Origin of the sequence: Micromonospora sp. NBC_01796 (assembly GCF_035917455.1) — a bacterium.
Lineage (GTDB): Bacteria > Actinomycetota > Actinomycetes > Mycobacteriales > Micromonosporaceae > Micromonospora_G.
The window spans coordinates 6,468,209-6,481,208 of the sequence record NZ_CP109078.1 but is presented as its reverse complement, the minus strand read 5'-3'; the positions used below and the strand labels follow the sequence as shown (position 1 = coordinate 6,481,208).

The 13,000-nt window shown below is 71.9% G+C and carries 10 protein-coding genes; 2 read left to right on the top strand and 8 right to left on the bottom strand.

The window, feature by feature from the left end:
• Positions 1-2 precede the first annotated feature (2 nt).
• On the top strand, positions 3-791 hold the full coding sequence (locus tag OIE47_RS29150) for a CbtA family protein (RefSeq protein ID WP_326557718.1): 789 nt from the start codon (positions 3-5) through the stop codon (positions 789-791).
• A gap of 89 nt (positions 792-880) precedes the next feature.
• Here the strand turns inward: OIE47_RS29150 and OIE47_RS29145 are convergent, their stop codons facing one another.
• The 5 genes from OIE47_RS29145 to OIE47_RS29125 all read right to left on the bottom strand — a co-directional run bounded on the left by OIE47_RS29145 (position 881) and on the right by OIE47_RS29125 (position 6,131).
• Positions 881-1,186: a DUF6582 domain-containing protein gene (locus tag OIE47_RS29145; protein WP_326557717.1), complete on the bottom strand. Its 306-nt coding sequence runs from the start codon at positions 1,184-1,186 to the stop codon at positions 881-883.
• Between the two features lie 59 nt (positions 1,187-1,245).
• The gene (locus tag OIE47_RS29140; protein WP_326557716.1) at positions 1,246-1,941 is read right to left on the bottom strand and encodes a fasciclin domain-containing protein; all 696 of its coding nucleotides are present in this window, start codon (positions 1,939-1,941) and stop codon (positions 1,246-1,248) included.
• Positions 1,942-2,045: 104 nt separating this feature from the next.
• Positions 2,046-4,187, bottom strand: a complete 2,142-nt coding sequence (locus tag OIE47_RS29135; protein WP_326557715.1) for a M14 family zinc carboxypeptidase — start codon at positions 4,185-4,187, stop codon at positions 2,046-2,048.
• A 154-nt stretch (positions 4,188-4,341) separates the two neighbouring features.
• Positions 4,342-4,974: an alpha-ketoglutarate-dependent dioxygenase AlkB gene (locus OIE47_RS29130; RefSeq protein WP_326557714.1), complete on the bottom strand. Its 633-nt coding sequence runs from the start codon at positions 4,972-4,974 to the stop codon at positions 4,342-4,344.
• Positions 4,975-4,991: 17 nt separating this feature from the next.
• Positions 4,992-6,131 carry a hypothetical protein gene (locus OIE47_RS29125; RefSeq protein WP_326557713.1) on the bottom strand — a complete coding sequence of 380 codons (1,140 nt, stop codon included), beginning with the start codon at positions 6,129-6,131 and terminating at the stop codon, positions 4,992-4,994.
• Positions 6,132-6,389: 258 nt separating this feature from the next.
• On the opposite strand from OIE47_RS29125, the gene OIE47_RS29120 reads away from it, so the two are divergent.
• Positions 6,390-7,568 carry a MinD/ParA family ATP-binding protein gene (locus OIE47_RS29120; protein ID WP_326557712.1) on the top strand — a complete coding sequence of 393 codons (1,179 nt, stop codon included), beginning with the start codon at positions 6,390-6,392 and terminating at the stop codon, positions 7,566-7,568.
• Here the strand turns inward: OIE47_RS29120 and OIE47_RS29115 are convergent.
• The 3 genes from OIE47_RS29115 to OIE47_RS29105 are packed head-to-tail and all read right to left on the bottom strand — an operon-like array spanning position 7,542 to position 12,909.
• A complete protein-coding gene (locus OIE47_RS29115; protein ID WP_326557711.1) occupies positions 7,542-9,716 on the bottom strand; it encodes a hypothetical protein in 2,175 nt (724 codons plus the stop codon). The two genes, OIE47_RS29120 and OIE47_RS29115, sit on opposite strands and share 27 nt — an antisense overlap.
• A gap of 45 nt (positions 9,717-9,761) precedes the next feature.
• The gene (locus tag OIE47_RS29110; protein WP_326557710.1) at positions 9,762-10,904 is read right to left on the bottom strand and encodes a glycoside hydrolase family 26 protein; all 1,143 of its coding nucleotides are present in this window, start codon (positions 10,902-10,904) and stop codon (positions 9,762-9,764) included.
• Between the two features lie 10 nt (positions 10,905-10,914).
• Positions 10,915-12,909, bottom strand: coding sequence for a glycosyltransferase family 2 protein (locus OIE47_RS29105; protein WP_326557709.1), 1,995 nt, complete (start codon positions 12,907-12,909; stop codon positions 10,915-10,917).
• Positions 12,910-13,000 lie beyond the last annotated feature (91 nt).

The window sequence follows — 13,000 nt, the reverse complement described above, 5'->3', positions numbered from 1 at the left end:
ACGTGCTCTCCGCTCGCTCACTACTGATCCGTGGGATGCTGGTCGGCCTCGCCGCCGGTGTCGCCGCGTACCTGTTCGCCACCCTGTTCGGTGAGGGACCGGTCGGGCAGGCCATCGACTTCGAGTCCGCCGCCGGTGCCGCCGCCCACGCCGCGTCACACGGTGCGGCCGATGCCGCACACACCGACGCCGCCGAACCCGAGCTGGTCAGCCGCACCGTGCAGAGCACCATCGGGCTGGCCACCGCCGCCCTGGTGTACGGGGTGGCGCTCGGCGGCCTGTTCGCGCTCGCCTTCGCGGTCGCGTACGGCCGGATCGGACGGTTCTCACCCCGTGCCACCGCCGCTCTGGTCGGACTCGCCGGCTTCGTCACGGTGGCCCTGGTGCCGTTCCTGAAGTACCCGGCCAACCCGCCGGCCACCGGTAACCCGGACACCCTCGGCCAACGGACCGTCCTGTACTTCCTCATGATCGTGATCGCGGTCGCCGCCGGGCTGCTCGCCCTCTACCTCGGTCGCTGGCTGCACCCGCAGTACGGGGCATGGAACGCCACCCTGCTGGCGGTCGGCGCGTACGCGGTGTTCATCACCGTCGTACAGCTCGCGCTCCCGTCGATCAACGAGGTCCCCGACGGCTTCCCTGCCCTGGTGCTGTGGGAGTTCCGGCTGGCCTCGCTCGGCACCCAGTTCGTCACCTGGGCCACCCTCGGGCTGCTGTTCGGCGCCCTGACCGAACGCCGGGTACGCGCCGTCGCCGCCCGACGCGGCGTCGGCGAGACGGTCACGGTCTGACGCCGGAAACGGACACGGTCGACTCCGCTCGGCGGGTGTGAAAACCCGTCGAGCGGGGACCGGAGCCGGATCGCCCGCGCCCGGAAGAGTCAGCCTCGGCTGTGGGCCGGGTTCGGGGTGTGCGGCAGCTTGCCGAGTTCGCGCCAGTTGGTTTCGGCCATGTCGACGCCGTAGTGCTTCGCGGCGGCGCGGATGTTGGCGAAGGCCTGCTCCCGCTCGGCGTCGGTGACGCCCTGGACCTGGTCGAACCGGGCCACCGCGTTGCGTACGTGGCCGGCGTCGACCAGCGGCTCCTTGCGCTTGTCGGGAAAGGCGAAGACCGAATCCGGCAGCTCCCGCTTCGTCTTGCTGGACAGCGTGCCGTGCTCCTCGTGCGGCTTCCAGGTGGTTTTCATGCTCTCCCCCTACCCACCGGGAGCCGAACTACACCCGCCGGGGCCGATCCCAGCGCTGGTCAGCCCCGGTGTCCCCGGCCGTCGGCGTCGGTCGGGAGTTTGCCGAGGACCTTGTTGATGATGTGGATCCGGGCGTTGCCGGCCCGGTAGTCGGTGCACAGGGTGTCCGCCTGCCCGGCGACGCGGGCCATCGTCCCGGACGCGGTGACCTCGACCTTCGTCCCGTCCAGGGTGGTCACCGTACCGGCGTCGACCAGGTCGGACAGCGAGTGCGATCCGTCGACGAGGTGGGCCTCGATCAGTGCTCGCAGGTCGTCCTTGCGCTCGATGAACAGGGCGTCGAGCGTGTCCTCGTTGAACTTGGCCAGGAACGCGTCGTCGGTCGGGGCGAGAATGGTCAGGCCGGTCCTGCCCCGCAGTTCGGGGGCCAGGCCCGACGCCCGCAGCGCGGACTCGAACGTGGTCAGCACGGGAATCCACTGCAACGCCACGTCGACCGGTTCGCCGACCAGCGAGGCCGGGTTGCCCGGATCGGTGCCGGCGGGGAGCACGTCGCACAGCGGCCCGGTCACCGCGACCGCCGTACTGTCGCCGCTTGTCGCCGTGTCCCGGCCGTCGGCGCTCGTGCAGCCGGCGACGGCAAGGACCAGCAGGAGGCTCAGCCCGGCGGACCGGAGCGCGGTGACCCGGCGGACACCGCCCGTACGCCGGGCCGGGCGGGCGTGGCTGCGGAGCGGAACGGTTGGCTCGGACACGATGATCTCCTGCCTCTCGGTACGGTCGTGCCGGCGGGCCGGGCGTGGGACCCGACCCGCCGGCACGGGTTCACCGGTGTGTCATTGTGCTCGGTGGAGCCGGGTCACAGCCCCGCGCACTGGCCCGACTTCGGACCCTGCACCGTGTTGGCGAGGTTCAGGTTGATCGGCGCCGGGCTGTTGCCGGCACAGCTCAACGGACCGTTGACCGAATTGCCGGCCAGCAGTGGCACGTCGACGCCGGTGCCGTTGGCCGCGAGGCTGACCGGGCCGGAGACGTTGACGTTGACCACGTTGACCGCACCGGTGGTGCCCGAGATCGAAACCGGACCGCGTACGGTGCTGTCGGTCAGGAAGACACCGGCCGCACCGGCGGCGCTGACCGGCCCGTTGATGGTGGTCCCGGTGGCGACGAGGGTCGCGCCGGGGCGGACCGTGACCGGGCCGTTCACGGTGCCGTCGGCCAGACAGGTGAAGCCGGAGACGACCAGCGGACCGTTGTACCGGCCGGAGCCGGTCGGGTAGACCCGCTCGCCGCCGACGAACTCCTCGGCGCCCTGGGCGTCGAGCAGCAACGGGATCAGACCCCGCTCCGGCTGGTTCAGCGGCACGAAGTACGCGTCACCGCTCTTGACGACCTTCCAGCCGTGCGCCCGGATGCGCTGGGCGACAGTGGTGCCGACGCCGCCGGGACCGTCCGTACGGGCCCCGTTGTACTGCTCCTCGGTGAGCTTGTACGCGCACGGCGCGGTGTCCAGGATCTGGTCCGGACCGGGCGCGTCGGCCACCGGCGGGCTCTCCCCCGGGTGCGGTGCCGGGTGGGCCGGGATCAGGTGCGATCCCCGGAACACGATCCGGCTGCTGTTCGAGGTCTGGAACTTGATCGCCTCGGTCCGGGCCTGCTTGATCGCCGGCAGGTTCGCCCGGTGGTAGTCGAGGAACTGGTTGAACGTCCACATCGCCGAGTACGACTTGCGCCGCCGGTTGTTGGCGGTGTTGCCCTCGTCGGGGCGGGTGGCGCCACCGGAGCTGCGCAGCTCGAGCAGGGAGTTCACCACGTTCTTCAGGCCCAGGGTGTTGCGCAGGATGGTCTCCTCGCCCAGGCCCACGTTGCCACCGTTGGCGCACCCGTACGGGCACGGCCACCAGCCGTCCTTGGCGCCCTGCTCGTACATGTGGCCCTCGATCATGTGCTGCGACTCGTTGAAGATCGAGGTCGCCACGTTCTGGTGCCGCGGCGGCAGCATCGGCAGGTCACCGGCGCTGGAGTTGCCGAACTCGTGGCCGTCGTACCCGGCCACCGGCCGGTACTCGCGCAGCATCTGGACGAACGCGAAGGTCTCCGGCTGGCGGATCAGCGAGTAGTCCCGGTTGAGGTCCTGCCCGGTGGAGTTGCCCCGGGTGTTGGCCGCCCGGCCGTCACCGTTGATCGTGGGGACGATCAGCACGGTCGTGTGCGACAGCAGGTCGAGCGTGCGGGAATCCTTGCTGAAGGCGAGCTTGCGAGCCATGATCAGGCACGCCTCGCGGTCGCCCGGCTCGCCGCCGTGCACGTTGCAGTTGATCGACAGGGGCGAGGTCGCCGCGACGGCCGCCGCGGTGGCCGGCGGGGTGGGGTAGCCGATGACGAACATGTTGATCGGCCGACCGAGCACGGTACGCCCGATCTCCACCACCCGGACCCGCTCGCTCAGCTCGTCGACGGCCGCCGTGTACGCGTACTCGTCGACGTCGCTGGTGTACTGCGCGGCCTTGGTGGTCTCCCACTGCGTACGCAGGTTCTCACCGGCCACGGCCGGGTCGCCCCAGGGTGCCGTGGTGGTGCCGGAGACCGGCAGCGAGTACGGCTGGACCTCGGTGCCGAACCGGGCCCGTACCCGCCACTGGAACCGGTCGCCGGGGTTGAATCCGGCGTCGGCGAATGTGGGCTTCTCGTTGTTGATCTGTCGGTTGGGGCGCCAGACCCCGACCACGGTGGCCGGACCGGTGGCGGCGTCGCCGCCGTCCACCAGGGTGCGTTCGATCTGGTAGTCGGTGGCGCCGGCAACCGGGGTCCAGGTCAGCGTCGCGAAACCGTCGGCCTGCGCGACGGCGAGGCCCTGTACCTGGTGTGGTTCCTCGGCGGCGAGGGCGGTGAGCCGGGTCGAGTTCGGACTACCCAGCGCGGCCGCCGGGGCGGTGAAGGTACCGAGGGTGGCAACGAGTAGACCGGACAGGACGGCTACCGTTGGTCGTCTGTATCGCATGGAACCTCCAGGGTGTTGAAGGCGCAGTTGATCAGGGACAGCAGTGCTGGCCATCATGATCGACTTCAGTTGATGACGCAAGATCTTGAGCAATTCTTGAGGTTCGATCGCTCCGGATCCGCATGGGCGCGAATGCGCCGTCATCCACTGAGGATCAGGCGACACCCTCGGGGCGGAACTGCACGCTGACCCTCGGCCCGACCGGGCGGGCGGTCTTCGGGATCGCGTGTTCCCAGGTGCGCTGGCAGGAGCCGCCCATCACCACGAGGTCGCCGTGCCCGAGCGGGAAACGCAGGCTGGCCCCGCCGCCCTTCGGCCGCAGCAGCAGCGGGCGGGGCGTGCCGAAGGAGACGATCGCGACCATGGTGTCCTGGTGCGATGACCGCCCCTGGGTGTCGCCGTGCCAGGCCACGCTGTCCCGGCCGGTGCGGTACAGGCACATCCCGGCGGTGACGAACGGCTCCCCCAGTTCCGGGGCGTAGTGCGCGGTGAGCCGGCGACGGGCCTCGGTCAGCAGCGGGTGCGGCAGCGTCTCGTGGCCGGCGTACCAGCGCAGCAGGCGGGGGACGTCGACCTGCCCGTCGTACATCCGGCGGCGCTCGGCCCGCCAGTCGACGTCGTCCAGCAACGTGGCGAGCACCAGGTCGGAGCCCTGCACCCAGCCGGGCAGGTGGTCGACCCAGGCACCACGGGTCAGCTCGTGCCGCCGGATCGCCCCGGCCAGCCGGCCGAGGCTCGCCGTGGGTGCCGTGTCCAGCATCGATGGCTGGTAAACGCCGTGCGCCATGACGGCCAGCGTACGCCTCAATCGAACAGGCGTACGAACGGGGTTCCCGGTACGGACCCCCCGGCGACCGCCGACTCCCCCGAGGCGAGCGCGTCGAGTACGGCCCGTGCCCGGTGCAACTCGACCGGGTCCACCTCGGGCATCACGTGATTGTTGCGGCGAACGTGTGCGAGCAGGTCCTCCTCGGGGGTCAGGCCGTGCTCACGGAGGTGGTAGGAGACCGCGTCGGTCCAGATCCACGACCCGTCCGTACGGACGTTCGTCGGCACCACCGGCCCCCGGGCCCGGTCCAGCGGGTCCTCGGCGCGGTCCGGGGTGAGCAGCAACGGCGTACCCGAGTCGAGGTAGCCCAGCACCCGGTCCCGTTCGTCGGCGTCGAGCCGCTCCCCGTCGCCGCCGGGCCCCGGACCGGTGGTGGTGTGCCCGTCGCGGGCGAACCGGATCGGCCGTGGCGGCGCGGCGGCCCAGAGCAGTGCGGCCCGACCCAGGGCGGTGCGCTGGTACTCGGGCAACCCGCCCGGGTCGGCGAACACCTCGACCCGTGGGTCGCGCTCCCCCGCGGCGAGGAGCACGGCCTGCGCCGCGGCGGCCACGCCGGGCAGGTCGGGGCCACCGTCGCCGATGACCTGCACCAGGTACATCCGGCGGGGCGGCGGCCACCGGGTGGCCCGGTCCGGAAACGACCAGACCCGCCAGAGCGCCCGTACGCCGGGGACCCGTTCGGGTACCGCCCCGGTGAGCGCGAGGTCGACCGGATCGCGCCTGCCGGACCCGTCGTACCGCCCGGTCGGCTTCGGCGGGTACGGCACCCGCTCGCCGGGCTCCGCCGACACCGTCGGGTCGTACGGTGCCAACCGGTAGTGCAGGATCGGCGCCGGAGTCCCGCGCGGTACGTCGTCCACCGCCTCGGTCTCCTCACCGGCGTCGGCGAGCACCCCGGTGAGCAGGCTGACGTCCGCCTCGGTGACGGCGACCCGACCGGCGATCGTGCCGAAGACCACCGCCTGCGCCACCTCGACCGATCTCCCCTCGGCCAACCACTGCCGGGCCTGCGCGACCAGTCCGTCGGGCAGTCGACCGGCCAGGCGGAGCAGCAGCCCGTGCAACCCGTCGAGCCGTGACCGAACCCGCGCGTCCGCTTCCGCACCTGCCGCCACGACCGTCCTCCCCACCCTGCCGAGTGCCCGCACCGGGCGAACGTACGAAGCGACTACGGAGCGGAGGCCACTCTGGTTCAGGTGACATTTCCCAAGTCACGCCGCACTCCCCCGGCCACCTGCGGCGCAACCGCCGCGGCCCGCCGGACCGGTTTTTGCACCATGGGATCCACGGCCCGACTCACGTACAGTCCCGCCATTCGACTGCCCCGGTCGGCGGCAGCACCGAGCGTCGGCTGATCGACAGGGAGATCCGTCATGACCGCGTCCGCAGCGCACCAGCCCGTCACCCCGGAGCCCGCGTCCGCAGCGCACCAGCCCGTCAGTCCGGAGCCCGTGTCCGCGGCGCACCAGTCGCGCACCCCGGAGCCGGCGCCCCCCGCCGGTGGTCCGACGGAGTCGGCGGCGGCACCCCCGCCCACCGGACCGACACGGGCCGGCCTCGCCTGGCAGGCGCCCCGGCAGCCACCCACCGCGCCGGACGGCGCCGCCACCGCACCCGCCCCGCTGGAGGGGATCCCGGCGAGCCAGCCGGGGCAGCCCCGGGCGGAGTGGGGCTGGCGCGGGCGGGCGAACCGGTTCAGCGGCGGGACCCTGAACCTGATCGCGACCAGGGACGAGTTGGTGCACCGGGCCGCCCGCCGCCGGTTGCTCCGCCCGTTCAGCCGGACCATGTCGGTCGTGGTCGCCAACCCGAAGGGCGGGGCGGCGAAGACGCCAACCGCACTGCTCGCCGCGGCGACCCTCGGCTTCCACCGGGGCGGTTACACCCTGGCCTGGGACAACAACGAGACCCGGGGCACCCTCGGCATGCGGGCCGAGTCCGCCACCCACGAACAGACCGTGATCAACCTCCTGCACAACATCGACGAGTTCCTCGCCACCACGGCGAGCGTCGGGCGGCTGTCGGCGTACCTGCGACCGCAGAGCGCCCGGTTCGACGTCCTGGCCTCGGATGACGCCGCCGGGAGCATGGAGATCATCGACGACGAGGCGTTCACCAAACTCTGGACCGCTCTGTGCCGGTTCTACCGGCTGATCGTGGTCGACACCGGGAACAACATCCGGTCGGCGAACTGGCAGTCGGCGACCGCCGTCGCGGACTGCCTGGTCGTGCCGACCACCGTGCAACGCGACGTCGCCGACAGCGGACTGTGGATGCTCGACCACCTGATCCGGACCGGCCGCGCCGACCTGGCCGAGAACGCCGTCGCCGTCGTCTCCTGCGCCGACCCGAAACCGGACACCGAACTCCTCGACGAGATCGTGGAGCGGTACCGCAAGGTGGTCCGGGACGTGGTGGTCATCCCGTACGACCGGCTCATCCGGTCCGGCGGGCGGATCGAGTTCGACGCACTCGCCATCCCCACCCGCCGGGCCTGGCTGATGGCGTGCAGCTCGATCGTCGACTCACTCGCCATCCGCGACCAGAGCTGAGGGCCGGCCGGCGGCGGTGGCGGACCGACCTACCGCCTCGACCGCGCGCCGGAGCCCCTCGCGGGCCCGCCGGTCGGCCGCCTCGACCTCCGCCGTGTCCGGTCCGTCGACCGGTTCACCGGATCCCAGCTCCCGCAGCAACACGAACGCGGGCTCCGGGCGGTCGAGGTGGTCGAGACCGACCACCCGGAACCGGGTGCCGGCCGGAAAGAGTACGCACTCACGCCCGGCCCGGGTCACGCCGGCCGTCTGCCGCCCGGCCGTCGACCAGACCGCCAGCGCCGGGGCACCAGACTCCCACCGGTACGGGGACACCTCCGCCGCCAGTACGTCAGCGGCACCGAGCACCCCGCCCTCGACGGGCTCCCCCGCCACCGCCCAGGACGCGAAGACCGGTCCCGGCTGTACGGGCAGCCGCAGCAGCCCACTGTGCAGGCAGGAGGCCACCTCCCGGCGTACCGCATGGTCCCGGCCCTCGGCGGTGTCGAACAGTTCGTCACCGTCGACGAACGCGACCACCGTGACCAGGTCGGCCATCACGGCGTCCCCGTCCCGGCCGTCCCCGGGACCCCTCGGCGAACGCGTCACGATGTCGGCGTACCCCGGATAGCGGTCGCCGAGCAGCTCGCGCAGCACCTGCCGCTCCGACGGATCACTGTGCCGGCCGGGCACCGGCAACGGATCCGCGCTGTCCGCCACCACCAGTCGCCCCGCCCGCAGGCCACCGTCCTGCGCGGGCAGCTGCCCGCCCGCCAGGCCCGGCCCACGCGACTCCCGAGCCACCACCGGCGCCTCTACCGGCGCCTCCACCACCGGCACCCCGTCCGGCGGGGAATCATCGGCCGTCGGGGGCGCCTCGTGATCCACGTCCGGAGTCGTTCCCGGTGCGGGCAGTTCGACCAGATGCCCCGGTCCGACCACCGCCAGCAGCGGCCCGAAGCGGGCGGTCAGCGCGGTCCAGGCCGGCGCGGCGGTGTCCGGCGGGCTGGTCACCACCAGTCGCAGCGCACCGGTGACGGTCGCCGGCAGGGCCCGCACCACCGTGTCGATCGCCGACCACGCCTCCGTCGGCGCCGCCACCACGGCGGCACCGAGCACCAGCAACGGGTGGTTGGCGTCGATCGGCAGGCGCCGGACCAGGTCCTGTTCCGGATCCGGTGCGACCGAGCGCAGCCAGAGGCCACTGCGGACCACCTCGACCGCCCAGCGTTCGTCGATCCGCTGGATCCCCCCGGTGCCCGGCACGTCCGGGAGCGGTCGGCGCCACTCCGTCACCTGCGGCGTCGCCCCGGCCCGGTACACCAGCCGCTGGGCGAACGGCCGCCAGCCCGGCTCCCCGCTCGCGTCGACCGTGGTACGGACCGTGGCGCCGTCGGAGTCGGTGTCGGCCACCCCGCTCAGCACCTCGACGGTGCCCCCGGTACGCGCCGCCAACCACTCCCCGACCGTGTCGGCGGTCGCGCTCTCCGCGCCGTACGGCACCAGGATCAGCCGGCGACGCAGCTGCCGGGGCAGCGACTCCAGCAGGTCGTAGACCGGTTCGGGCGGGAGTGCGGGCGTACCGGGACGGCCGATGACCACGGTCGACTGCTCGGGGTCCACGAACACGGACAGGACCGTGGCCGTCAGGTCCGGTGTGGACGGCTCCGCCTGGTGCACCCACAGTCCGGCGGGGATGGCGGTGACCCGCAGTCCGGACGGGGCGGGTCGCGGGGTCGGCGGCAGCAGCCGCTGCCAGTCGGGCGCCGGATGCCGGGCGCCCTCCCGCTGGGCCGGTTCGCCGGGCCGGAAGCACCACCAGGTCCCGTCGACGACAAACAGCATGCCGGTACGGAGCAGCATCACCGGACCGGTCGGGGCGAGCACCTCGATCCGTAGCTGGTCCGCGATGACCTGGGCGACCCCCGGCTGACCCGCGTCGGAGAGCACGAGTCGGATCGACTCGCAGCGGACCGGAAGGTGCCGGGCGAGCAACTCGATCAGGGCGGCCAGTTCCACCGGTGGGTCGGCCGCCACGATGACCGTGTGCCGGTCGGCCTCCCGGGGCAGCCTGGCCGGAAGGAGCTCGGACGGGAGCGCGTCGCCTCGGACGATGACGATGGTCCGGTCGTACCCGTGAACCCGCGGATGGTCGATCGGGATGGTCATGGCGCCATCTTGACCCACCCCGTACGGAGGAGTGTGCGTGGGGCGTCAGTCGTCGACCTCGCCGCGCGGGACCATCTCGGGTGACCAGCGCAGGTCGTACCGTGGGGCGGCAACGGCCTGGGCGAACGCCGTGGCCGACGCCCGCGAACTGACGATCCGCCAGTCCAGCTCCTTGTCCACCTCGAACCAGATGACCCCGATGATGTCCCTGTGCTTCGGCAGCAGCCGGAACGTCTCCTTGATCCATTCGACCTTGCGACCGTTGTCGTCGGCGGCCGCCGTCTCGGTGATGACCAGTGGCCGCTCGCTGAAGGTGCGCAACTCCTCGATGGTGTCCCCGAAGATCTCGTCGAAGTTCCGGTAGTCGGAGAAGTAGCCGGTGCCGTAGTAGCCCGAGAGTCCCAGCCAGTCCACGTAGGCGTCGCCCGGATAGAGCGACTCGAGCGGGGGCGTCGACTCGTCCCACTGCACGTTCGGACTCCACACCCAGGTCACGTTGGTGGCCCCGGCCGTACGGAACAGGTCGTGCACGTGCCGCCAGGCCTTGACGTAGTCGCCCGCCCGGTTGCCGTTGGTCGCCTCCGACCACGGGTACCAGTCGCCGTTCATCTCGTGTCCGAACCGGAGGGCGACCGGGTAACCGAGGGACTTGATCCCCTCCGCCCAGGAGAGCACGTAGTCGTCGAGGTCACCGGAGGCTATCCGGGCCAACCGGTACGTCGGCTGGTCGGACCGGATCTCGTCGATCTCCCGCAACCGCAGGCCCTGCTTGCGGGCCTTCTCGTCGATCCGGTAGTCCCACGGCTCCCAGGCCAGCATCGGCATCATGCCGCGGTCGCTGATCCGGTCGAACAGCGACCGGTCGAACCTGCCGGAGGCCCAGTCCGCACTGAAGAGCATCACCTGCGGCTGGCGCTTCGCGGCCTTGGTGAACTCGTCCACCGCCTTGAAGTTGTACGGTCCCTCGTGCGTCATGACGCCGATGAACGCCTTGCCCGCGGGTGGGAACAGCTCCGGCTCCCTGGGCGGCGTCGGCGGGGAGACGCTCGGCCGCGTCGTCGCCGCCACGTCCGCGCCGACTCCCCCACCCCACCGGTCCGCGGTTCGCGGCGCGACCGCGAACGCGTACGTCAACAGGAGTACGGCAACCAGCGCGACCAGTACGCGCGGTAGCGTCAGCCTCAGCATCGCCCGCTCCTCAACCGTTCCTTGGCGTGTGCGCCGGTCGGGTGTGACCGCCCGCGTCCAACCGTGTGTGACCGCCGGTGTCCAGTCGGGCGTACCCGCCCGGATCGAGCCGACCGTGCACGCCGGCGTCGATGCGTACCGCGGCCGGGGGTGACCACTCGTTGCGGCCGTGCCCGTCGACGTAGTAGATGGCCCACCGGGCCGTGTCGCCGTGCCCCGCCGTGCCCTGAGTAGGGGCGCCGGTCGGGTCGTCGCGCTGCTCGACGCGCGCCACCAGTCCGGTCACGATCGCGATCGCGGGCGGGGCCAGGCTCGCCACCAGGGTGAGCGCCGGCCAGACCCGCAGCAGCGGGTAGCTGTGGTCCAGGACGAAACTCAGCACGAGCATGGCGGCGGCGAAGCCGGCCCAGAGGAAGTGCAGCCGGAACGTGCCGAGCGACTCGGTGGTACGCAGCTTGCCCTTGGCGGTGACCACGAAGGCGAGCCGGCGGCGCAGCACGGCGGCGAGTCCCGCCGCCACGTAGATCGGTCCCACGAACAGGGCCAGTGCCATGCCCACGACGCCGATCTCCTCGCGTTCGTGTCGGGCGATGTTGTAGCGGCGCAGCCAGAGCCAGAGCATGAACCAGGTGACGATGGTCGAGCCCCAGAGCACCGCCCAGACCCGGGTGTCGAGTTGGACCGTGCTCACGCCGGTGAGCATGTAGAGCGCGGTGGCCAGGTTGCCCAGCAGCAGGCTGACCGCCACGCTCGGGTAGTAGAACTGGAGCAGGCGGTACTGCCAGCGCCGCCGGGAGCCGAGGTCGCGCGGGGCCCGCAGGTCGGGGCGGACCAGGATCTCCCAGATGCCGGCCGCCCACCGTTTCTGCTGGTTCATGTAGTCCGCCCAGGACGTGGGGCCCTCCCCGATCGCCACCACGTCGGGGGTGTAGACGCCCTTCCACCGGTTCCCGGTCGTCGGGTTGGCCGCGGCGTGGATCCGGATGCTGGTCAGGTGGTCCTCGATGATCGAGTCCTGGTAGCCGCCGATGGTCCGCCACGCCGAGGGCCGGTAGAGGTGGCCGGTGCCGGTGAGCAACGGCGCGTCCAGTCCGTTCCCGCCGCGCGCGATCAGCCCGTTGTAGAGGTACTGCTGGACCGAGGCCCCGTGGGCGACCCAGTTCTGGTGCATGTTGCCGTAGACCTGCGGCGTCACCACGAACGCGACGTCCGGGTCGCGGAAGTAGCCGAGCGTGCGCTCGAGGAAACCGGGCAGCGGTACGTGGTCGGGGTCGACGTTGGCGACCACGTCGTAGCGGTGCTCGTGCTCCGCCCGCCAGGCGTTGTGGTTGCCCGACTTCGTCCGGGCCCGGAACTCGCCGCTGGGCTGGTTGTACTCCGGCCGCCCCTTGCGGCTGAAGTGACGTACGCCGAGCCGCGCGGCCATCTCCTTCACGGCCGGGTCGTCGCCCTCGTCGAGAATCCAGACGTCCACCGGTCCGCAGTAGACGATCTGTCTCATCCGGCGCAGGGTCCGCTCGGCGACCTCGATCGGTTCCTTGCTCGGCACGATCGTGGTGAGCAGGGCGACCCGCAGGCCGATCGGTGGGTCGACCGGGACCGGGTCCTTGGCGTTGTACGCGAAGACCCAGACCGACACGTTCTGCGCGATGCGGATCAGCTCGACGGCGACGACCACGCAGAAGCCGATCCGGGCCAGCATCGTCTGCCAGGCCCCCAACCCGGACCCGCCCGCTCCGGGTACGTGTCCGGGCAGCATCAGCCAGCCGACGAAGAGCAGTCCGGCGCCGGCGTTGACGAACACCAGGACGGTCAGGACCAGTCTCGACGCGGGCGAGGCGACGTGGCGGAACTCGACCGGCGACTCCTCCGCCCGTGGTGGGACGAGCGGGCCGGCGGTGGTCCCGCAGCCCGCGTACGCGACCCGGGCGCTGATGTTGCGCTGCCGGCGGCCGGGACGTCGGCGGGCCGACCCGGGCCGGATGGTGCCGGGGCGCTCGGACATGGTTGGGGTGGCGGGTTGGGACGGGCGTGTCTGGCCGGCGACGCTCACAATTCCCCCAAGAACCTGAACTCTGCTCGCACAAACCCTGCTA

What these genes read in the sequence shown, in the direction of transcription:
- OIE47_RS29115 (WP_326557711.1), bottom strand. Translation starts at nt 9,716, where the DNA reads ATGACCATCCCGATCGACCATCCGCGGGTTCACGGGTACGACCGGACC.
- OIE47_RS29120 (WP_326557712.1), top strand. Translation starts at nt 6,390, where the DNA reads ATGACCGCGTCCGCAGCGCACCAGCCCGTCACCCCGGAGCCCGCGTCC.
- OIE47_RS29135 (WP_326557715.1), bottom strand. Translation starts at nt 4,187, where the DNA reads ATGCGATACAGACGACCAACGGTAGCCGTCCTGTCCGGTCTACTCGTT.
- OIE47_RS29105 (WP_326557709.1), bottom strand. Translation starts at nt 12,909, where the DNA reads ATGTCCGAGCGCCCCGGCACCATCCGGCCCGGGTCGGCCCGCCGACGT.
- OIE47_RS29110 (WP_326557710.1), bottom strand. Translation starts at nt 10,904, where the DNA reads ATGCTGAGGCTGACGCTACCGCGCGTACTGGTCGCGCTGGTTGCCGTA.
- OIE47_RS29145 (WP_326557717.1), bottom strand. Translation starts at nt 1,186, where the DNA reads ATGAAAACCACCTGGAAGCCGCACGAGGAGCACGGCACGCTGTCCAGC.
- OIE47_RS29130 (WP_326557714.1), bottom strand. Translation starts at nt 4,974, where the DNA reads ATGGCGCACGGCGTTTACCAGCCATCGATGCTGGACACGGCACCCACG.